General features: G+C 64.6%; 22 protein-coding genes. 14 read left to right on the top strand and 8 right to left on the bottom strand.

Features of this window, described 5'->3' with window-relative positions; translation table 11 throughout:
• Nucleotides 1-19: 19 nt before the first annotated feature.
• Both G6N43_RS21005 and G6N43_RS21000 read left to right on the top strand, forming a co-directional pair.
• On the top strand, nt 20-1,540 hold the full coding sequence (locus G6N43_RS21005) for an APC family permease (RefSeq protein WP_083149939.1): 1,521 nt from the start codon (nt 20-22) through the stop codon (nt 1,538-1,540).
• Nucleotides 1,537-3,513 carry a primary-amine oxidase gene (locus tag G6N43_RS21000; protein ID WP_083149938.1) on the top strand — a complete coding sequence of 659 codons (1,977 nt, stop codon included), beginning with the start codon at nt 1,537-1,539 and terminating at the stop codon, nt 3,511-3,513. Before G6N43_RS21005 ends, G6N43_RS21000 begins: the two co-directional genes overlap by 4 nt.
• Here G6N43_RS21000 and G6N43_RS20995 read toward each other — a convergent pair.
• The 4 genes from G6N43_RS20995 to G6N43_RS20980 all read right to left on the bottom strand — a co-directional run bounded on the left by G6N43_RS20995 (nt 3,510) and on the right by G6N43_RS20980 (nt 6,631).
• Nucleotides 3,510-4,637 (bottom strand): glycerate kinase, encoded by a 1,128-nt coding sequence (locus G6N43_RS20995; protein WP_083149937.1) that lies wholly within the window; start codon nt 4,635-4,637, stop codon nt 3,510-3,512. The genes G6N43_RS21000 and G6N43_RS20995 overlap by 4 nt on opposite strands.
• 91 nt (nt 4,638-4,728) lie before the next feature.
• Complete coding sequence (locus G6N43_RS20990; RefSeq protein WP_083149936.1) at nt 4,729-5,706, bottom strand: arginase family protein; 978 nt, start codon at nt 5,704-5,706, stop codon at nt 4,729-4,731.
• 108 nt (nt 5,707-5,814) lie between these two features.
• The gene (locus G6N43_RS20985; protein ID WP_234810022.1) at nt 5,815-6,240 is read right to left on the bottom strand and encodes a MarR family winged helix-turn-helix transcriptional regulator; all 426 of its coding nucleotides are present in this window, start codon (nt 6,238-6,240) and stop codon (nt 5,815-5,817) included.
• A 106-nt stretch (nt 6,241-6,346) separates the two neighbouring features.
• Complete coding sequence (locus tag G6N43_RS20980; RefSeq protein WP_083149935.1) at nt 6,347-6,631, bottom strand: hypothetical protein; 285 nt, start codon at nt 6,629-6,631, stop codon at nt 6,347-6,349.
• A gap of 306 nt (nt 6,632-6,937) precedes the next feature.
• Between G6N43_RS20980 and G6N43_RS20975 the strand changes: the two genes are divergently transcribed.
• The 7 genes from G6N43_RS20975 to G6N43_RS31110 all read left to right on the top strand — a co-directional run bounded on the left by G6N43_RS20975 (nt 6,938) and on the right by G6N43_RS31110 (nt 10,932).
• A complete protein-coding gene (locus tag G6N43_RS20975) occupies nt 6,938-7,558 on the top strand; it encodes a superoxide dismutase (protein ID WP_083149934.1) in 621 nt (206 codons plus the stop codon).
• 179 nt (nt 7,559-7,737) lie between these two features.
• On the top strand, nt 7,738-8,064 hold the full coding sequence (locus G6N43_RS20970) for an ArsR/SmtB family transcription factor (protein WP_083149933.1): 327 nt from the start codon (nt 7,738-7,740) through the stop codon (nt 8,062-8,064).
• 103 nt (nt 8,065-8,167) lie between these two features.
• Nucleotides 8,168-8,854 (top strand): energy-coupling factor ABC transporter permease, encoded by a 687-nt coding sequence (locus tag G6N43_RS20965; RefSeq protein WP_083149932.1) that lies wholly within the window; start codon nt 8,168-8,170, stop codon nt 8,852-8,854.
• Nucleotides 8,851-9,213: a PDGLE domain-containing protein gene (locus G6N43_RS20960; RefSeq protein WP_083149931.1), complete on the top strand. Its 363-nt coding sequence runs from the start codon at nt 8,851-8,853 to the stop codon at nt 9,211-9,213. The genes G6N43_RS20965 and G6N43_RS20960 overlap by 4 nt, the downstream gene beginning before the upstream one ends.
• 2 nt (nt 9,214-9,215) lie before the next feature.
• Nucleotides 9,216-9,995, top strand: a complete 780-nt coding sequence (gene cbiQ, locus G6N43_RS20955) for a cobalt ECF transporter T component CbiQ (protein ID WP_083149930.1) — start codon at nt 9,216-9,218, stop codon at nt 9,993-9,995.
• Nucleotides 9,992-10,732, top strand: coding sequence for an energy-coupling factor ABC transporter ATP-binding protein (locus tag G6N43_RS20950; RefSeq protein WP_083150040.1), 741 nt, complete (start codon nt 9,992-9,994; stop codon nt 10,730-10,732). The genes cbiQ and G6N43_RS20950 overlap by 4 nt, the downstream gene beginning before the upstream one ends.
• Before the next feature lie 74 nt (nt 10,733-10,806).
• A complete protein-coding gene (locus tag G6N43_RS31110) occupies nt 10,807-10,932 on the top strand; it encodes a hypothetical protein (RefSeq protein ID WP_263991901.1) in 126 nt (41 codons plus the stop codon).
• 52 nt (nt 10,933-10,984) lie between these two features.
• On the opposite strand, the gene G6N43_RS20945 is transcribed toward G6N43_RS31110, so the two are convergent.
• Nucleotides 10,985-11,368, bottom strand: a complete 384-nt coding sequence (locus G6N43_RS20945; protein WP_083149928.1) for an ArsR/SmtB family transcription factor — start codon at nt 11,366-11,368, stop codon at nt 10,985-10,987.
• Nucleotides 11,369-11,665: 297 nt separating this feature from the next.
• Between G6N43_RS20945 and pyrH the strand changes: the two genes are divergently transcribed.
• Genes pyrH through G6N43_RS20925 form a run of 4 tightly spaced genes read left to right on the top strand, consistent with a single transcriptional unit; the run spans nt 11,666 to nt 15,002 of the window.
• On the top strand, nt 11,666-12,475 hold the full coding sequence (gene pyrH / locus G6N43_RS20940) for a UMP kinase (RefSeq protein ID WP_083149927.1): 810 nt from the start codon (nt 11,666-11,668) through the stop codon (nt 12,473-12,475).
• 38 nt (nt 12,476-12,513) lie between these two features.
• Nucleotides 12,514-13,071: a ribosome recycling factor gene (gene frr, locus G6N43_RS20935; RefSeq protein ID WP_083149926.1), complete on the top strand. Its 558-nt coding sequence runs from the start codon at nt 12,514-12,516 to the stop codon at nt 13,069-13,071.
• Entirely contained in the window at nt 13,071-13,949 is an 879-nt protein-coding gene (locus tag G6N43_RS20930; protein WP_234810020.1) for a phosphatidate cytidylyltransferase, read from the top strand. Before frr ends, G6N43_RS20930 begins: the two co-directional genes overlap by 1 nt.
• A gap of 57 nt (nt 13,950-14,006) precedes the next feature.
• On the top strand, nt 14,007-15,002 hold the full coding sequence (locus tag G6N43_RS20925) for an LLM class flavin-dependent oxidoreductase (protein WP_083149925.1): 996 nt from the start codon (nt 14,007-14,009) through the stop codon (nt 15,000-15,002).
• Here the strand turns inward: G6N43_RS20925 and G6N43_RS20920 are convergent.
• The gene (locus G6N43_RS20920; protein WP_407664811.1) at nt 14,927-15,868 is read right to left on the bottom strand and encodes a DMT family transporter; all 942 of its coding nucleotides are present in this window, start codon (nt 15,866-15,868) and stop codon (nt 14,927-14,929) included. The two genes, G6N43_RS20925 and G6N43_RS20920, sit on opposite strands and share 76 nt — an antisense overlap.
• A gap of 70 nt (nt 15,869-15,938) precedes the next feature.
• Between G6N43_RS20920 and rlmN the strand changes: the two genes are divergently transcribed.
• A complete protein-coding gene (gene rlmN, locus G6N43_RS20915) occupies nt 15,939-17,063 on the top strand; it encodes a dual-specificity RNA methyltransferase RlmN (protein WP_083150037.1) in 1,125 nt (374 codons plus the stop codon).
• A 79-nt stretch (nt 17,064-17,142) separates the two neighbouring features.
• On the opposite strand, the gene G6N43_RS20910 is transcribed toward rlmN, so the two are convergent.
• Both G6N43_RS20910 and G6N43_RS20905 read right to left on the bottom strand, forming a co-directional pair.
• Nucleotides 17,143-17,754 carry a carboxymuconolactone decarboxylase family protein gene (locus G6N43_RS20910; protein ID WP_083149924.1) on the bottom strand — a complete coding sequence of 204 codons (612 nt, stop codon included), beginning with the start codon at nt 17,752-17,754 and terminating at the stop codon, nt 17,143-17,145.
• Nucleotides 17,751-18,506: an SDR family NAD(P)-dependent oxidoreductase gene (locus G6N43_RS20905; RefSeq protein WP_083149923.1), complete on the bottom strand. Its 756-nt coding sequence runs from the start codon at nt 18,504-18,506 to the stop codon at nt 17,751-17,753. Before G6N43_RS20905 ends, G6N43_RS20910 begins: the two co-directional genes overlap by 4 nt.
• Nucleotides 18,507-18,512 lie beyond the last annotated feature (6 nt).

Raw genomic sequence — 18,512 nt, 5'->3', positions numbered from 1 at the left:
ACGAGATTGGGAGTCCGCGATGACTCAGGAACTCGAAGCCGCCCGACCGTCCGACGGCAAGCTCTTGAACGCCGAGCTCATCCCCGAGCAGGTGTTACCCAAGGTGCTCAGCACCTTCGGGCTGACGGCGATCTATGTCTTCATCATCTGCTGGATCACCGGTTCGTCGGTCATGGCGGCCGGTGGCTGGACGGCGATCCCGATGTGGGCGCTCGGCATTGCACTGTTCCTGGTGCCTGCCGGTATGGCCTGCGTCGAACTGGGCAATCTGTGGCCCGGCCAGGGCGGTGTCTACATCTGGGCGACCCGAACCATGGGCGAGACCTGGGGATACATCGGCGGCTATCTGTCGTGGATACCGGTGATCCTCAACGGCGCGGGGTCGCCAGCCATCGTGCTGCAGTTCCTACTCCTGGCATTCCACGCCGAGCTGGGGCTGACGACGACGATCATCCTTCAGCTCGTGGTGCTGTGGTCGGTGATCGGGCTTGCGCTGGCGAAACTGGCCGCCAACCAACGGATCATGAACACGGTCTTCGTCGTCTACTGGGTGCTGGCCCTGACGGTCTTCATCTGCGGGCTCATCTACGCGCTGCGTCACGGCTCCGCCACGCCGTTCAGCCTGCACGACTCGTTGGTGCCCGACTTCACCGGCGCCGGCTTCCTGTTCGGCACCGTGGTGCTGTACCTGCTCGGCGTCGAGACCCCGTACAACATGGGTGCCGAGTTCCTCTCGGTGCGAAAGAGCGGCGCCAAGATGATCGTCTGGGGCTCGGCGGCTCTGATCGCCATCTATCTGCTCACCACACTCGGCACGATGATGGTGCTCTCCGGCGACGAGATCGATCCCGTCGTCGGCGTCGTCGCAAACCTCGACAAGTCAGGGTTCCCCGGCCTGATGGAGGTCGCCGCCGTGGTGCTGGCCGTCATCGTGTTCATCGCGCTGACGACATACCAGGTCGCCTACTCCCGGCTGATCTTCGTCTCCGGCCTGGAGCGTCATCTACCCCGCATCTTCACGCACCTGAACCCGCGCACCCGCAACCCGGTCACCGCGGTGCTCATCCAGGGCGTGCTGTCGTCGATCATCCTGGTGACCCTGTACTCGCAGAGCAGCATGGCTAACGTCACGATCTACATCCAGGGCGGCCTCAGCGTCGTCTGGCTGATCTCCGGATTCTTCTTCCTGTTCCCGGTGATCATCGCGCGCAAGAAGTACGCCGATCGCTATGCCACCGAACAGTTCTGGCGTATCCCCGGCGGTATGACCGGGGTGTGGGCGACCGTGATCGTCGGCACGATCGGCACGCTGGGCGGCATCTACTACTCGTTCGTCACCCCGTGGATCGACGTGTCCATGGGCACCTGGATGACGTGGACGGGCGGCATCGGACTGATGATGGTCGGCCTCGGCGTCATCGTGTACATCTTTGGGCGCCGCTCGGCGCACAAGGTCAGTGAAGAGGATGCGCTTGCGCATCTCGCGGTCCTCGACCTGACGAAGTCGGAAACCACCACAACGGAGGGTGAGTCGAAATGACAATGGATAGCACCGCACTACACGCGGACCTCACGAGCGGCGACGTCGCGTATCCGCTCGATCCCCTGACGGGAGAGGAGATCGAGGCCGCGGCCACGATCGTCACCGACTCCGAATATGCGACTCCCACCCTGCGATTCGTGATGATCCAGCTGGCTGAGCCGGCCAAGAGACCAGAGCTGACGTTCGAGGGTGTGACCGACATCCCGCGGCAGGCGTTCATCACCGCCTACGACCCCGCTGCCAAGGCGCTCTACGAGGCGATCGTGGACCTGCAGGCACGCCTGATCACCTCGTGGAAATTGATTCCCGGCCGCTTTCCCTCCTATCTCGTCGAGTGGATGACCGGTGTGGAGGAGAAGGTCAGGGAAGATTCCCGCTGGCAGGAGGCGATGCGCAAACGCGGCGTCACCGATTTCGATCTGGCGATGATCGACCCTTGGCCCGCAGGCTATTATGGTCCGCAGGATCACTACGACAACTCGCCACTGGTGTGTCGACCGCTGACTTTTGTGCGGGCGGCGCCTTCCGAACACGGCTACGCCCGGCCTGTCGAAGGGCTGATCGTGACGTTCGACCTGGGCAAGATGGAGGTCATCGACGTCGAGGACCACGGCGCGGTGCCGTTGCCGCCGAAGGCAGGCAACTACACCGAGAAGTTCATGTTCGACGAGGACAACCGCCCGGCGTTCACGGAGTTCCGTTCGGACGTGAAACCGATCGAGATCACCCAACCCGACGGTCCCAGCTTCACTGTCGACGGGTGGAAGGTGCAGTGGCAGAAATGGTCGATGCGGGTGGGCTTCAACCCACGTGAGGGAATCGTGCTGCATGAGATCACCTACACCGACCGTGGCGAGGTGAGGCCGATCATCTACCGCGCATCGTTGTCGGAAATGGTTGTCCCATACGGTGACTCGTCGCCGACACACTGGAACAAGAACGTGTTCGACATGGGCGAGGTAGGCATGGGATTCTCCGCCAACCCGCTGACCCTGGGGTGCGACTGCCTTGGCGAGATCTACTACTTCGACGCCACGGTCAACGACTCGTCGGGCAACGCGGTGACCATCCCGAACGCCATCTGCATGCACGAGGAGGACTACGGGATCTCCTGGAAGCACACCGATTTCCGCACCGAGGAGGTCGAGGTCCGGCGTGCCCGTCGGCTGGTGATCTCGATGATCTGTACCGTCGGCAACTACGAGTACGGGTTCTTCTGGTACTTCTACAACGACGCCTCGATGGAGGTGGAGGTCAAGCTATCCGGAGTGCTCACCACCGGTGCGGTTCCCGACGGTGAGACGCCGCGCTGGGGAAAGATGGTCGCCCCCAACATCTACGGCCCGAACCACCAGCATTTCTTCAGCTTCCGCCTCGACATGAGCATCGATGGCGCGGGGAACAGCGTCTACGAGGTCGACTCGATACCCGAGCCCGACCCCGCGCTCAACCCGCACCACAACGCGTGGATCACCCGCGAGACTCTGGTGGAATCGGAGGCGGCGGGTGCCAGGGACTGGGACTGGAAAACAGGGCGCTACTGGAAGATCGCCAACCCGAACAAGTACAACGAGCTCGGCAGCCCCGTCGCCTACAAGCTCACGCCACGAGAAATGGTGCCGGTGATGGTCCAGGAGGGCTCGTACATCTACGACCGTGCGCGCTTTGTGCAGCACAACCTATGGGTGACGAAATACGATCCCGCCGAGAGGTTCGCGGCGGGCGACTACATGTACCAGTCGGCGGATATGCAGGGACTGCCGTGCTACATCGCCGACGATGCGCCGTTGGAGAACTCCGACCTCGTGCTGTGGTACACCGTGGGGGCGCACCACGTGGTGCGACCGGAGGACTGGCCGGTGATGCCGTGCGCGTATAACGGCTTCCACCTCAAGCCGGTCGGATTCTTCGACGGCAACCCCGCACTGGACATACCGCCGTCACCGCCGGCGGCCTGCCACCATCACTAGCCCCTGATATCGCTGCAGACCTCGGCCGTGGCGCGCCTCAGCGATTCGGCACCCTCGCGCAACGCCTGTTCGATGGGCGTGCCCTCGGCGGTGATCGCCACGAGGCGCTCCACGCCGTGGTCCAGCAGCACCGAGGCGTCGGGCGCCACGCGGCCGGCGAAGATCACCACCCGCGCGCCTGCCCGTGCGGCGGCCTGAGCGACGCCGAAAGGCGTTTTACCCATCACGGTTTGGGCGTCGACACTGCCCTCGCCGGTGAACACCCAGTCGGCGCCGCGGAGGGCATTCTCGAGACCGACCGTCGCGGCGACCTCGTCGACGCCGGGTTTGCTTTCCGCGCCGAGGAATTCGACGACTGCAAAGCCCAAACCCCCGGCCGCGCCCGCCCCTCGGCGTTGTGGGTTCGCCTTGCCCAGCGTCACTGCCGCGACGGTGGCCAGCTGCGTCAGCGCTTCTTCCAGAACCTCCACATCGGCAGGCGTAGCGCCTTTCTGCGGCCCGAAGACCGCGGTGGCGCCGGTGGGGCCCAGCAGCGGTGCGGTGACGTCGGAGGCCACCCGGATGCGGGTGTTGCGCAGCCGCGGATCCAGGCCGGTGAGATCGATGCGGTCGAGGTGACGCAGCGCGGCGCCGCCGGGTTCGAGGGGGTTTCCGTCGGCGCCGAGGAATGCCGCGCCGAGCGCGGTGAGCATTCCTGCGCCGCCGTCGTTGGTGGCTGATCCGCCCAGCCCGATCAACATGTCCTCCGCCCCGCGGTTCAGTGCGGACCGGATCAGTTGTCCGACGCCGAAGGTGCTGGCGCGCAGCACGTCTCGCTGGTCGGGCGGGATGAGTTCCAGTCCGGAGGCGGCCGCCATCTCGATCACCGCCAGCTGGCGAAGCGGAATGTAGCCGTACCGTGCGGTGATGGCCCGACCGAGTGGATCGAGGACCTCGACCTCGACGTGCTGGCCGTGTAACGCGTCGACGACGGCATCGACGGTGCCCTCGCCGCCGTCGGCCATCGGGACACCGACGCATTCGGCATCGGGGAACACCGATGCCACGCCGGCGCGCATCGCGGCCACCGCTTCTGTCGCGGTCATCGACTCTTTGAACGAGTCAGGTGCTAGGACAATTTTCATCGCAAGGGATCAGCGTTCGCGTCAGCGAATTCGGCCGACGTGTCGCCACAGTTGACCACACCGTCGGCGCCGCCGCCAATGGGAAGAGGTGTTATCTCTTCTTCGCGACACCCTCGGCCATCACCGTGACGATGTCATGCATGATCGCGCTGATGTGGAGGGCGGTGACCTGTGACGGATCGAGATGGGGGACAAAGCACACGATGTCGCCGCCGATCACGTCCATGCCGCGGAAGCTGCGCAGGATCTTCAGCATCTCCCGTATCGTCAGGCCGCCCGCCTCCGGGTCGGCGACGGCGGGCGCATCGCTGAGCGTCAGGACGTCCAGGTCGACCGTCACGTACACCGGCCCGTCGCCGATCACCTTGCGGATCTCCTCGATCGCGGCGGGTATGCCGATCTCCTCGATTTCGTCGAGCGTGAGCATTCGGTACCCGGCGTCCTTGGAGTAGTCGTCCATGTTCGGATGCACCATCGGACCGTTGAGGCCGACGTGCACGTAACGCGACGCGTCGATCAGGCCTTCTTCATTGCCGATCCGGAAACCGTTGCCGGCATGGCAGTGCACGCCCGCCGAGTCGCCGTAAGTGTCTGTGTGCGAGTCGAAGTGGATGATTCCGACCGGCCCCTTGCGGCGCGAGTTCGGGCCGGCGATGGCCCGCAGCACCGGCAGCGTGCAGGCGTGGTCGCCGCCGATCGTGAACGGCAGCACCCCGGCGGCGTCCATCCGTGCGTAGAACTTCTCGATGTCGAGGACCGCTTGATCGGCGATCGTCGGGGTGGGAATCGGTACGTCGCCGAAGTCACGGATCCGGGCGAGTTCGAAGGGGTTGATCCCGAACTCGCGGTGGCCGCGGTGGTAGGCCTGTGACCGGTGGCGGACGGCGCGGGGGCCCAGATACTGGGTCCGCTCGACCGGGTTGATTGCCAGTGGTAGCCCCACCAACGCGATGTCAGCTTTCGTGAAATCTGTCTCGATTTCACATCCCAGCAATCTCGGGAACCCGCTCCAGTAAAAGTACCCCTCGAGTAGTTCGATGGCCTCATCAGCGGAGGGAGTAAAGCTCACGGCGATAACCTCTCGTCATCGGTTGGGTCAGCAAACGCGCAGAGGGTCACCCGCGCACCTCTTTATAGCAAAAATTATCCCCTGCGTTAGTTAATTGTTGGCGAGCTCTCAGTCGGAGCCGAGCGCCACCAGAACACGCTTGAACTCCCGGCGCTGCTCCACGGTCAGCCCCGCCATGAGCTTTCGTTCCGCGGCGCGTACCCCGGCGTCGGTGCGCTTGAGGAGCTCTTCGCCCTCGCGGGTCAGCCTGGCCGGCAGCGACCGCCCCGAGGAGACGCTGGTGGGCCGGGTGACGAGTCCGCGGCTTTCGAGGCGGCGCAGCACCATGTTCATCGCCTGTGGGGTGACGTTGGTGTCGCGGGCGAGATCGGCGTTGGAGCGGCCAGGGTACTTCGCCAGGATTCGCATGCAGATGTATTGCGGGAAGGCAAGTCCCATCGGGTCGAGGACGCTCGCGGTCACCTCCGCGCGCAGCGCGTTCCCCACCCGGGTCAGCAGATACCCCAGCGGCTGGTCTTCGAGCATCTCCTTCATATCAACTATCTTGACACATATCAAGTACATTGATATATGGGAGTCACGACTCAACCCACGAATCAGATGTTCGAATCCGCGTACCGGGCCTCCTCGGCCGCCGAGTTCAGCTTCCGGGCTCGAGTCGAGTGCTGTCTGGCAGGTGCTCGTGTCGCGACACCGTCCTTGCGATGGTTTGAAGAATCTCGTGGGCATTCCTGCCCGTGGTGACTTCCATGCCCATCAACAGCAGTCCGAATAGGTTGACGAGTCCGGTGATCAACCCATTGCGGCTGTCGGCGGTGGGCACGTAATCGGCGATTCGCTGGTGTACAAAGTCGCCATCGTGGCCGTGCTCAACCCACGCGGTCATAACGTCGATTGCCCATCGAGTCTTTTCATCATCGGCCACAGCGAGTCCTTGGGTCAGATCGGCTCTGGCATTGCAACGCAATCGTTTTCAGTCGATCACACCCTGGCGTAGCTCGGACCTTCACTCACGATGACTTAAACGAGTCGGCCGTGGCATCGCGGACCACCTCGGGGGCAAGTTCGCTACGTGGATGTGCTGCATCGACTTCGCGCACGGCCGACCCGCATGTTGACAGTAACATATGAACAGATGATGAGATGAACAGGTAACGTGGGATCAGCCACCAGTTGGATGCGGACCACTTCGCGCATCGTCGACGGCGCAGAGAGATCAGAGAGGACCTTCATGGCCGAGTACACACTTCCTGACCTGGACTACGACTACGGCGCGCTAGAACCGCACATCTCAGGTCAGATCAACGAGATTCACCACAGCAAGCACCACGCCACCTATGTGAAGGGTCTCAACGACGCCATCGCCAAACTCGACGAGGCGCGAGCCAACGAGGACCACGGCGCGATCTTCCTCAATGAGAAGAATCTGGCCTTCCATCTCGGCGGTCATGTCAACCACACCATCTGGTGGAAGAACCTTTCGCCCAATGGCGGCGACAAACCAACCGGTGACCTCGCGGCCGCGATCGACGACCAGTTCGGGTCGTTCGACAGGTTTCTGGCGCAGTTCACCGCCGCTGCCAACGGGCTGCAGGGCTCGGGCTGGGCGGTGCTGGGTTACGACACGTTGGGCCAACGACTTCTGACGTTTCAGCTGTACGACCAGCAGGCCAACGTGCCCCTTGGCATCCTCCCGCTGCTTCAGGTCGACATGTGGGAGCACGCGTATTACCTGCAGTACAAGAACGTGAAGGCCGATTACGTCAAGGCGTTCTGGAATGTCGTGAATTGGGCCGACGTGCAAGCGCGGTTCGCCGCTGCCACCAGTAAGGCGCAGGGCCTGATCTTCTAGCGGGCATGCCTTTGATGGCACGGGAGCCGCAATGCTCGAACGCCGCGACTCCGGGCGGCGACGACCTCGGAATGGGGTGCGGAGAACGGTGGATGGATGACGTCGATCGACCTGCCCACCTGCGGCGCGCGATGTGCACGTCAGCCTTTTGCTCTGCGTTCTGGGTTAGATTCTCAGCTATGAAGAAGCCTGTAGATCAGGCCGTACCGACTCCGGCTTCGCTGGCCGACGTGGACGTCGCCACCTGGACTCTGCGCTTTGACTTGCTCTCCGATCCCAATCGCCTCGCAATTCTGCTGACCCTGCATCGCGCTCCCGGAATGTGTGTGGGCGACCTCGCTGCCGCGGTCGGTAGCTCGGAAAACGCGGTTTCACAAGCGCTTCGGATCCTGCGCCAACAAGGCTGGGTCAAGAGCACCCGGACTGGTCGACAGGTCAGTTACCAGTTGGAAGACGACATCGTGCACGATCTGCTGCACTGGATTGGCGCTGGACACACATTGTGATTCGTCGCTACATCTCGCCCGCTGAAATGAACATCTGAACAACTAGACATATCAGCCGGTAGGGGCTTAGCCTTCTGTCGTGAGTACTGTGACTACACAGGCGATGCACATGAGCGACGGCATCGTCAACGCGCCGACGTCGGTCGGTTTTGCGTTGCTTGCCGCTATAGCGCTCGGTGTCTGCGCATGGCGGGCTCGTGCCGAACTGGATGAACGCACGGTGCCGCTGGCAGGGCTGGTGGCCGCCTTCATCTTCGCGGTGCAGATGGTGAACTTCCCGATCCTGCCCGGCGTCAGCGGCCACCTGCTCGGTGGTGCACTGGCCGCAATCCTGGTGGGGCCGTATACCGGCGCGTTGTGTGTGGCGATCGTCTTGATCGTGCAGTCACTGTTGTTCGCCGACGGCGGCGTCACGGCGTTGGGGACCAACATCACCAATATGGCCGTGATCGGGGTCGCGGCGGGCTATTCGACGGCGGTGCTGTTGTACTCCGTCCTGAGACGCCGCCGAAGCGACGTCTCAACGGCATCCCTGGGCGTCGTCTCCTTCATCGCTGCCGTAGTCGGGACGATCTGTGCCGCAATGGGATTCGTCATCGAATACGCCATCGGTGGTGCGTCCTCTACGTCACTGGGCGCCGTCGCCGCCTACATGTTCGGTACCCACGCCCTGATCGGTGTCGGAGAGGGGATCATCACTGCGCTGACAGTTGTCGCCGTCGCCAGAGCCCGTCCCGACCTCGTATATCTGCTGCGAACGAACCGAGTGGTTGAAGGAGCGACAGCGTGACGACCGCGGCGCGACGCAACTGGTTGTTCTGGATCGGCTTCGCCCTGGCAGCGTTGGTGATCGCCGGCGGCGTGTCCTATCTGGCCAGTTCCAGCCCGGACGGCCTGGACTCCGCCACGTTAAGGGGCTGTGAGGTCGTCGACAACGCCGGGGTAGAGGAACTCAAGGGCGACTGCATCGCCCAGCACGCGCAGGATCACGCCATGGCCAATTCCCCCCTCGCGGACTACGCCGTGGTGGGCGGCGAAGGCACCGGTGGGCTGGCCGGCGTCATCGGCGTCATCGTCACCCTCGCGGTCGCAGGGGGCGCATTCTGGTTGATCGCGCGGGCGAGGCCGAAGACGCCAGCCGGAGACTAGGCGTGGGAGCAGGCCACGCACATCCCCTGTACCGCGACGGCGACTCGGTCGTTCACCGTGTTGCTCCCGAGGTGAAGATCGTCTGCCTCGTGGTCTTCGTGCTCGCCGTGGTCGCCACACCCCGGGAGATGCTCTGGCCGTTCGGAATCTATGCCTTGATTGTCCTTGCAGTGTGGCGGTTTGCGCGGATTCCATTGCGCTGGATCCTGCCGCGCATGCTGATCGAGGCGCCATTCCTGATCCTCGCCGTGCTGCTACCGTTCGCCGAGGGCGGTAACAGGGTGGAGGTAGCCGGTGTGCACCTGTCGGTCTCTGGGCTCTACGCCGCGTGGGGCATCGTGATCAAGGGCACCCTGGGGGTGGCGGCATCTCTCACGGTCGCCGCGACCACCACGGCCCGCGAACTGTCCGTCGCGCTGAGCCGACTCGGAGTGCCGGGCACTGTGACCTCGATGCTGGTGTTGATGATTCGCTACATCGATTTGCTTGCCTCGGAGGCCGGCCGAATGCGTCAGGCGCGACTGTCGCGCGGTGATTCGCCGAGCGCTATACACCAGGCGGGCGCCATCGCGAAAAGTGTTGGAGCACTGTTCCTACGCGCGTACGAGCGGGGAGAACGCGTCTATCTCGCGATGTTGTCCAGGGGCTTTGACGGCACGGTCCCGGCATTGGCCGCCGGGGTGGGCTCCAGTGCACCGGCATCGGTTCGACAGTGGGTGGCCGCGCTCATGCCCGCTGCGGCCGCGGTGGCTGTGGCTGCCTGCTCGTGGGTGATCCGGTGACACTACCCGCAATCCGCATTCAGGATCTTCACTACGTCTATCCCGACGGTCACTCCGCGCTTGCCGGGATAGACCTGACGGTGGCCGACGGCGAGCGGGTGGCGGTACTCGGCCCCAATGGCGCGGGCAAGACGACCCTGATGCTGCACCTCAACGGGGTTTTGACTGCCGCCTCAGGGTCGGTCGAGATCGGCGGAATCCCGTTGATCCGCAAGAATTTACAGCACATCAGGCAGCTTGTTGGACTGGTGTTCCAGGACCCCGACGATCAGCTTTTCATGCCGACGGTCGCCCAGGATGTGGCGTTCGGTCCGGCCAATTTCGGGGTGTCCGGTGATGAATTGACCGCCCGCGTCCAGGAGGCGCTGGAGGCCGTGTCACTGACCGATCTGGCCGGTCGCAGTCCGGCGCACTTGTCGGGCGGCCAGCGTCGCCGCGCCGCGCTGGCGACGGTCCTCGCATGTAGGCCCGACGTCTTGGTCCTCGACGAACCGTCTGCCAACCTCGATCCGGTGGCACGGCGGGAATTGGCAGAGACCCTCCTGGGACTCGAAACCACCATGCTCATCGTCACGCACGACCTGCCCTACGCGGCGCAGCTGTGCAACAGGGCCGTCGTCATGGACTCCGGAGTCGTGGTAGCCGACGACGACGTGCGATCGATCCTTTCCGACTCGGATCTATTGGCGCGCCACCGCCTTGAACTCCCGTGGGGTTTCGAGATCACCGCCAACTAGCGACGAGTCCACAGCGTCACAGCTGCCCGCGGTCAGCTGTGAACGTGTGAGTGCTCGTCGATGAGATCGTTTTGATGCACGTGGCTGTGGGTGTGCTCGGATCCGTCGTGGGCATGGGAGTGCTCATGCGTCACGTGGTCGTGATCGTGCCCGGTATGGGCATGGACATGACTGGTGGTGCCGTGCGCATGTTCGTGTGAGTGCGCCTCGGTATGGGCGTGTTGATCGGTCATGGGATCTTCTCCGTGATTACTACGCGGACGCCCCCGGAAGTTGGCGCGTCGCTGGGTCGTTGCGGTGATGGCCGGGAATGCCGGGGCCGGAATGTTCGGCATTGAATACGGCGTCGACCACCAGTTGTCGAACGTGGTCGTTTTCGATGCGGTAGATGACCTGAGTTCCCTCCTTACGTGTGCGAACCAGTCGCGCCATCCGAAGCTTCGCCAGGTGCTGTGATACGGACGGTGCCGGCTTCCCGACATGCTCGGCAAGCTGGTTGACCGAATGCTCACCGTGGGTCAGCGCCCAGAGAATCTGGACGCGTGTGGCGTCGGCCAGCATGCGAAACACCTCGACGATCAAGCTCGCCTGATCGTCTGGAAGTCGGAGCCACGCTTCCCGACTATCTGCATTCATGCGCAGATAGTAGCAGTGATCTGGCGTGTCTGAGCCCGATCACGCCGCTGTCGGGCGAGTTCATCCGGCGGATCGGGGCGCGGCCACAGGTACATGGGTATTCGCGCAGCCGGATTTCTCTCATCGCTCGTTGATCGAATATGAACGGGAGACCGGAAAGGGACGCAGGTCGGTGCCCGCCTTCCTGCTGAGCGCACACTTGCCGGGCTGATCCGCCACGCGCGACCCCGGATGCCGGTCTCGAGGCCACCATGAGGCAGGATTAGGGGAGTCTCAGCGAGGACCCGAAGGAGTCGGATGGCGGAATCCAATGTCGCCGGCCCGGCCGTTCCGGAGCCGACCAGCTCGAACGGTGCCGCCCCCTCTTCCTCATCCGATACTTCAGCCGATACGTCGCTTCGGCCGGTGTACTCCCGCGTGCTGCTCAAGCTCGGCGGCGAGATGTTCGGCGGTGGCGAAGTTGGCTTGGACCCCGACGTCGTCCACCAGGTGGCTCGACAGATCGCCGAAGTCGTCCGCAGCGGCGTGCAGGTGGCCGTCGTCATCGGCGGCGGCAACTTCTTCCGCGGTGCCCAGCTTCAGCAGCGCGGCATGGAGCGAACCCGCAGCGACTACATGGGCATGCTCGGCACGGTGATGAACAGCCTTGCGCTGCAAGACTTCCTGGAGAAGGAAGGCATTCAGACCCGCGTTCAGACCGCGATCACGATGGGCCAGGTCGCTGAGCCGTACATCCCCCTTCGCGCCCGCAGGCACCTGGAGAAGGGCCGGGTGGTCATCTTCGGTGCCGGCATGGGGCTGCCGTACTTCTCGACCGACACCACGGCAGCGCAGCGGGCGCTCGAGATCGGCGCCGAGGTGGTGCTGATGGCCAAGGCCGTCGACGGCGTCTTCACCGCCGATCCGAAGGTGGATCCCAACGCCGAACTGTTGACCGCGATCAGCCATCGTGAGGTGATCGATCGGGGTCTGAAGGTCGCCGATGCGACCGCGTTCAGCCTGTGCATGGACAATGGCATGCCGATCCTGGTGTTCAACCTGCTCGCCGATGGCAATATCGCGCGTGCGGTCGCAGGTGAGAAGATCGGAACACTGGTCACCACGTAATACGGACGTGCCCGCGGGCCCGTCATGAGGAGAGCAACGTGATCGACGAAACCCTCTTCGATGCCGAAGAGAAGATGGAGAAGGCGGTGGCGGTGGCGCGCGACGACCTGTCGTCGATCCGTACCGGCCGGGCCAATCCGGGCATGTTCGCCCGCGTGAACATGGACTACTACGGTTCACCCACGCCGATCACGCAGCTGTCGAGCATCAACGTCCCCGAGCCGCGGCTGGTCGTCATCAAACCGTACGAGGCCAATCAACTGCGCAACATCGAGGATGCGATCCGCAACTCGGACCTCGGTGTGAACCCGACGAACGATGGGAACGTCATCCGGGTGTCCATTCCGCAGCTGACCGAGGAACGCCGTCGTGACCTGGTGAAGCAGGCCAAGGCCAAGGGCGAGGATGCCCGGGTGTCGGTGCGTAACATCCGCCGCAAGGCGATGGAGGAGTTGCACCGCATCAAGAAAGACGGCGAGGCAGGTGAGGACGAGGTGAGCAGGGCCGAGAAGGATCTCGACAAGATCACCCACACCTACACCAACCAGATCGACGAATTGGTCAAGCACAAAGAAGGCGAGTTGCTGGAGGTCTAGTGACCGATCAGCACATGACTCCCGTGGCAGATACGCCGGTCGAAGGGCCGCCCAAGAAGAAGTCGCGGGCCGGGCGTGACCTGCCCGCCGCGATCGGCGTCGGCGTTCTGCTCGGTGCCATCGCGATCGGTGTCCTGATCTTCGCGCCCATCGGGTGGATTCCGGTGCTCGCGATCGCGATCCCGATCGGCATGTGGGAAGTCATCAGCAGGCTTCGTGAGGCCGGCTACGCCCTTCCCGCGATTCCGCTGCTGCTCGGCGGTCAGGCGATGATCTGGTTGACGTGGCCGTTCGGCCCCGCCGGGCTGCTGGGCGCCTACGCCGGAACGATCGTGGTGTGCATGGTGTGGCGCCTGGTCGGCCAGGGGCTTCGCGACCAGCCGGTGAACTATCTGCGCGACATCTCCGCCTCGGTGCTGCTGGCGACGTGGGTGCCGCTGTTCGCGAGTTTCAGTGCGCTGCTGATCTTCCAGGACGAGGGCGGTCGTCGGGTGTTCGCGGTGATCGCGACCGCCGTGTTCGCCGACATCGGCGGATATGTCGCGGGCGTGTTGTTCGGCAAGCATCTGATGGTGCCCGCGATCAGCCCGAAGAAATCGTGGGAAGGACTTGGCGGCTCACTGCTGTTCGGGATCGGCGCGTCGGTGTTCTCGGTGGTGTTCCTTCTCCACAACCCGTGGTGGGTCGGGATTCCGCTGGGTCTGATGCTGGTCATCACGGGCGTGCTGGGCGACCTCGTCGAGTCGCAGATCAAACGCGACCTCGGAATCAAAGACATGGGCAAGCTGCTGCCCGGTCACGGGGGAATGATGGACCGGATCGACGCGATGCTGCCCTCGGCCGTCGCCGGCTGGATCGTCCTCACACTGCTTGCGTAACAGCGCATTTCGCCTTCTCAACCATCGTCATTCGCAGCTAAGGTAGCGTTTGCGCGCATGAAATTGTCGTGCGCGCTGGTAACCAACGTCGACTCACCGGACCTCGTCGCGGAGGCTGAACGCCTCGGTTATCACCGGGCGTGGCTGTATGACTCCCCGGCCATCACGTCGGACGTGTGGATTGCGTTGGCGCTGGCCGCCGAGCGTACCTCCACGATCGGGCTCGGTCCAGGCGTCCTCGTGCCGAGCCTGCGGCATCCGATGGCCAACGCGGCAGCGATCGCGAACCTCACCGCGCTGGCGCCCGGTCGTGTGGTGGTGGCTGTCGGCTCCGGGTTCACCGGTCGATACACCCTCGGAAAGCGGCCGCTGCGTTGGGCGGTGGTCGAGGAGTATGTGACGACGCTGCGGGCGCTGCTGCGCGGCGAGACGGTCGAGTGGGAGGGCGCCGCGATCCGCATGATGCATGCGGACGGTTTCGTGCCGGACCGGCCCGTCGAGGTCGAGGTGTTCATCGGCGCCGACGGGCCCAAGGGCACCGCCGTCGCCGAACGCGTGGGCGACGGCGTGTTCGCCGCGGGTGTGCCCAATCCGGCGGCGGCCGGTCGGCCGTACGCGTTGCTCCAGTTCGGAACGGTCCTCGAGGACGGCGAAGACCTGCGCAGTCAGGCGCTGTTGGACCGAGCGGGGCACGGCCTCGCGGTGGTGTTTCACGCCATGTACGAACGGCTGGGTGCCGACGCGATGCTCGAACTGCCCGGCGGTCCCGAGTGGGTGGCTGCCATCAATGCGATTCCGCCGGCCGAGCGTCACCTCGTCACACACGAGGGACACCTCGTGCGGCTGACCGCGGTTGACCAGGAAGCGGTGCGGATCGCGGCCGATCTGCTGCCGCAGTTCACCTTCACCGGAACCCCGGAGCAACTGCGGGACCGGGTCGCCGAATACGCGGCGGGCGGTGTGACGGAACTCGTCTATCAGCCAGCGGGTCCGGACGTCGCGGGTGAGTTGGCCCGCATGATGGACGCCGTCGGGGGCGTCACCGAACGCTGAGACTTGGCGTTTAGCCAACATGCCGCTGCGCCGATGGCCAGGCCCGCGGCGATCCCGATGTCGGGGCGTTGACCGAGCATCACCCACGACAGCACACCCGCCACCGCAGGGATCACCGCGAACAGCATTGCCACCGCGGCCGCGCCGTATTCGTTGATGCCGCGGACGTACAGGGTCATCGACAGCACCGCGTTGAGCAGGACGACGGCAGCGACGGCTCCCGCCGCTTTCCACGGGTCGCTCACCGTCCACGGCATCACCGCGGCCAGCGCGACGACAGGGAGGATGCATGCACCGTTCTGCAACGCGGCCGTCGCCCGGAAGTCGACGCCGGAGCAGAACTTCTGCTGGTACACACCGCCCGCGGCGACGCTGAACAGCGAGACGAGGATCAGCAGGACGGCGGGGTCGACGCCGCCGACGGCGATCAGCCGTGCCGCGCAGGACGCGAGAACGGCCACCACCCCCAGCACGAGCGCCCCGACCCTGGTCCAGGTGAGCCCTTCGTTGAGGAACATTGCCGCGAGGACCGCCGTGACGACGGGGTTCATCGAGATGATCACGGCCCCGAGCACAGCGGGGGCACCGTGCATGAGCGCTACATACAGGCAGGTGAACAGCAGGCCCTGGGCGAGTAATCCGCTGATCAGGACATGCACGAGTGTGCGCCCTGTGGGCCAGCTCACCTTCGCCAATGCGGCCCAGGCGGCCAGGATGGCGGCGGCCAGACCGAACCGAAATACCAGCACCGCCATCGGCGACATCACCGAAACAGCAAGCGCGCCAACGGGATAGCCAAGCGCATAGAAGAACGTCAAGGTCGACGCTGCTCCCAACGGCATGGTTCTGGTGGGCACCCGGTCCATAGTTGCGGGCAACGACTGAGATCGCGAATTAATTTCTCGGCGCTCGGCAATGAGATACTGGCAGCAGCTCATGGCCACTTCTCTGCCCCTTGTTTTCGACCCGCCGCGACGCGCGATGCCGCCGCGTCACCTCGCCGACCTCGATGAGGACGCGCGCGCTGGCGCCGTCGCGGAGCTCGGGCTGCCCGCATTTCGGGGTAAACAGCTGGCCAACCAGTACTACGGACGGTTGATCGCCGACCCGCATGAGATGACCGACCTGCCCGCGGCGCTGCGCGATCAGATCGCGGACGCCCTGTTCCCGAAGCTGCTGGACCCAGTGCGGGAGATCGAATGCGACTCGGGGGAGACCCGCAAGATGCTGTGGCGCGCGGTCGACGGCACGACGTTCGAGTCGGTGCTGATGCGCTATCCGCAGCGCAACACGGTGTGCATCTCGTCGCAGGCCGGGTGCGGCATGGCGTGTCCGTTCTGCGCGACGGGCCAGGGCGGGCTGCAGCGCAACCTGTCGACGGCGGAGATCCTGGAACAGGTGCGCGCGGCGGCGGTTGAATTGCGCGACCGCGACGGGGACGGGATCGCGCCGCCCGCGCGGGGCGGCAGGCTGTCGAACATCGTCTTCATGGGGATGGGCGAGCCGCTGGCCAACTACAACCGGGTGGTCGCGGCGGTGCGCCGCATCACGGCGGCGCCGCCGCTCGGGTTCGGGATCTCGGCGCGGTCGGTGACGGTGTCGACGGTGGGGCTCGCGCCGGCGATCCGCAAGCTGGCCGACGAGCGCCTCGGTGTGACGCTCGCGTTGTCGCTGCATGCGCCCGACGACGAACTGCGCGACACACTGGTGCCGGTGAACAGCCGCTGGAAGGTGTCCGAAGCACTCGACGCAGCAAGGTATTACGCGGACGTGACCGGACGGCGGGTGTCGATCGAGTACGCGCTGATCCGAGACGTCAACGATCAGCCGTGGCGGGCGGACTTGCTGGGTAAGCGGCTGCACGGGGCGCTGGGGCCGCTCGCGCACGTCAACGTCATTCCGTTGAACCCGACGCCGGGTAGCGAATGGGACGCCAGTCCGAAGGCCGCCGAGCGGGAATTCGTCAGGCGGGTTCGCGAACGCGGGGTGTCATGTACCGTGCGCGACACCCGTGGTCGCGAAATCGCCGCTGCCTGCGGTCAATTGGCGGCCGAGGGCTGAGCTAGCGCGTCGAGACTGCGGATAATCGCCGTTCGCCGCAAAACCGCAATCTGTAAGCAGTCTGGACGCCCGGCGTCGATCACGTCAGTGGTTCGGGTAACGCTGGGCTGCCGGACGCCGGCATCAACCCCCACGTCTGAAAGGCCATCACCAACATCGTGTACGTGCCGACGATGAAAATGAGTTCCATTGCCTGGTGCGTGCCCAGTTCGTCCGCGAGGCGTTGCCACGTCGCCGCGTCGGCGAAGCCGAGGGTCAGCAGTTCGTCGGTGGCCTCGAGCACCAACCGGTCGGCACCGGTGAAGCTGTCGTTGCCCTCGGCGAGACGCGCGATGTCTTCGGACGGTACGCCACCGTCGGTGGCGACCTTGGTGTGCTCGGCCCAGAAGAACGCGGACCGTCGAGCCTGTGCTACGCGCAAAATCGCCAGTTCCCTTAGCCGAAGGGGTAATTCGCCGCGCTGCAACAGCCAGCCGTTGAAGGCCAGAAATCGGCGCGCCATTTTTGGGTGGCGGGCGAGCACACCGATGATGTCGAAGTTGAGGGGGTCGGCGGCGTGGCCCGAGCCGGCCTGGGGGACTTTCTCCGCCGGCAGTCCCAGCAGTGCACCGAACGCCGCGTACTCGTCGTCTCCCCACTCCTCGGCGGTCAACGGGGCAAGCAGCGGCTGGATGCGGTCAGCGGGAGTCATGTCCGGCGCCCCCCGTTGACGGGAAGGACCTGACCGGTGATGTAGTCAGATTCGTCCTGGCACAGGAAGATAGCGGCGTTGGCGATGTCCTCCGGCCGACCGGCGCGACGCACCGGGGTGATCTTGGCGAAGTGTTCCAGTGGCGCGGTGAAACGCCCTTCTTCGATCGCCTTCTCCAGCATGGGTGTGACCACCATGCCGGGCGGAATCGTGTTGACGGTGATGCCTTTCGGTCCGAGTTCGAGTGCAAGGCTCTTGGTGAACCCGATCACACCGGCCTTGGAACTGACGTAGGCGGCCATGCGCGACTGCCCGCCCTGCGCGCTCGACGAGGAGATGTTGACGATCCGGCCCCAGTGGGCCTCGACCATGTCGGGAAGCACTACCTGCGTGCAGATGAACGGGCCGCGGAGGTTGACCGCCATGACGCGGTCCCATTCCTCGTCGGTGATCTCGGCGAACTTGCCGAATTGCTCGATGCCGGCGTTGTTCACCAGGATCAGCACCGGTCCCAGGTCCGCCCGCACCTGTGCGACGGCGGCTTTGACCGCACCGCGGTTCGACACGTCCACGATATAGCCGGCGACTTTCGCGCCTTCGCCGCGCAATCGGTCGACCTGTGCTTCGACCTGCTCGGTGGCGATGTCGAAGATCGCGACTTTGGCGCCCAGGGCGACGAGCGCTTCGGTGATGGCCAGGCCCAGCCCGGCGGCACCGCCGGTCACGATGGCGGTGGTGTCTTGAAACGGCATGTGATT

Origin of the sequence: Mycolicibacterium moriokaense (assembly GCF_010726085.1) — a bacterium.
GTDB lineage: Bacteria > Actinomycetota > Actinomycetes > Mycobacteriales > Mycobacteriaceae > Mycobacterium > Mycobacterium moriokaense.
Note: the sequence above shows the minus strand (reverse complement) of the source record. Positions and strands in the feature narration are given on the sequence as shown.

Bases quoted from the DNA above. Each gene is read 5' to 3' on its own strand.
- G6N43_RS20945 (WP_083149928.1), bottom strand. From the start codon at position 11,368: ATGAATGCAGATAGTCGGGAAGCGTGGCTCCGACTTCCAGACGATCAG.
- G6N43_RS20985 (WP_234810022.1), bottom strand. From the start codon at position 6,240: ATGAAGGAGATGCTCGAAGACCAGCCGCTGGGGTATCTGCTGACCCGG.
- G6N43_RS20975 (WP_083149934.1), top strand. From the start codon at position 6,938: ATGGCCGAGTACACACTTCCTGACCTGGACTACGACTACGGCGCGCTA.
- G6N43_RS20905 (WP_083149923.1), bottom strand. From the start codon at position 18,506: ATGCCGTTTCAAGACACCACCGCCATCGTGACCGGCGGTGCCGCCGGG.
- G6N43_RS20970 (WP_083149933.1), top strand. From the start codon at position 7,738: ATGAAGAAGCCTGTAGATCAGGCCGTACCGACTCCGGCTTCGCTGGCC.
- G6N43_RS20965 (WP_083149932.1), top strand. From the start codon at position 8,168: ATGCACATGAGCGACGGCATCGTCAACGCGCCGACGTCGGTCGGTTTT.
- G6N43_RS20995 (WP_083149937.1), bottom strand. From the start codon at position 4,637: ATGAAAATTGTCCTAGCACCTGACTCGTTCAAAGAGTCGATGACCGCG.
- pyrH (WP_083149927.1), top strand. From the start codon at position 11,666: ATGGCGGAATCCAATGTCGCCGGCCCGGCCGTTCCGGAGCCGACCAGC.
- G6N43_RS20925 (WP_083149925.1), top strand. From the start codon at position 14,007: ATGAAATTGTCGTGCGCGCTGGTAACCAACGTCGACTCACCGGACCTC.
- rlmN (WP_083150037.1), top strand. From the start codon at position 15,939: ATGGCCACTTCTCTGCCCCTTGTTTTCGACCCGCCGCGACGCGCGATG.
- G6N43_RS21005 (WP_083149939.1), top strand. From the start codon at position 20: ATGACTCAGGAACTCGAAGCCGCCCGACCGTCCGACGGCAAGCTCTTG.
- G6N43_RS20920 (WP_407664811.1), bottom strand. From the start codon at position 15,868: ATGGACCGGGTGCCCACCAGAACCATGCCGTTGGGAGCAGCGTCGACC.
- G6N43_RS20910 (WP_083149924.1), bottom strand. From the start codon at position 17,754: ATGACTCCCGCTGACCGCATCCAGCCGCTGCTTGCCCCGTTGACCGCC.
- G6N43_RS31110 (WP_263991901.1), top strand. From the start codon at position 10,807: ATGCACGTGGCTGTGGGTGTGCTCGGATCCGTCGTGGGCATGGGAGTG.
- G6N43_RS21000 (WP_083149938.1), top strand. From the start codon at position 1,537: ATGACAATGGATAGCACCGCACTACACGCGGACCTCACGAGCGGCGAC.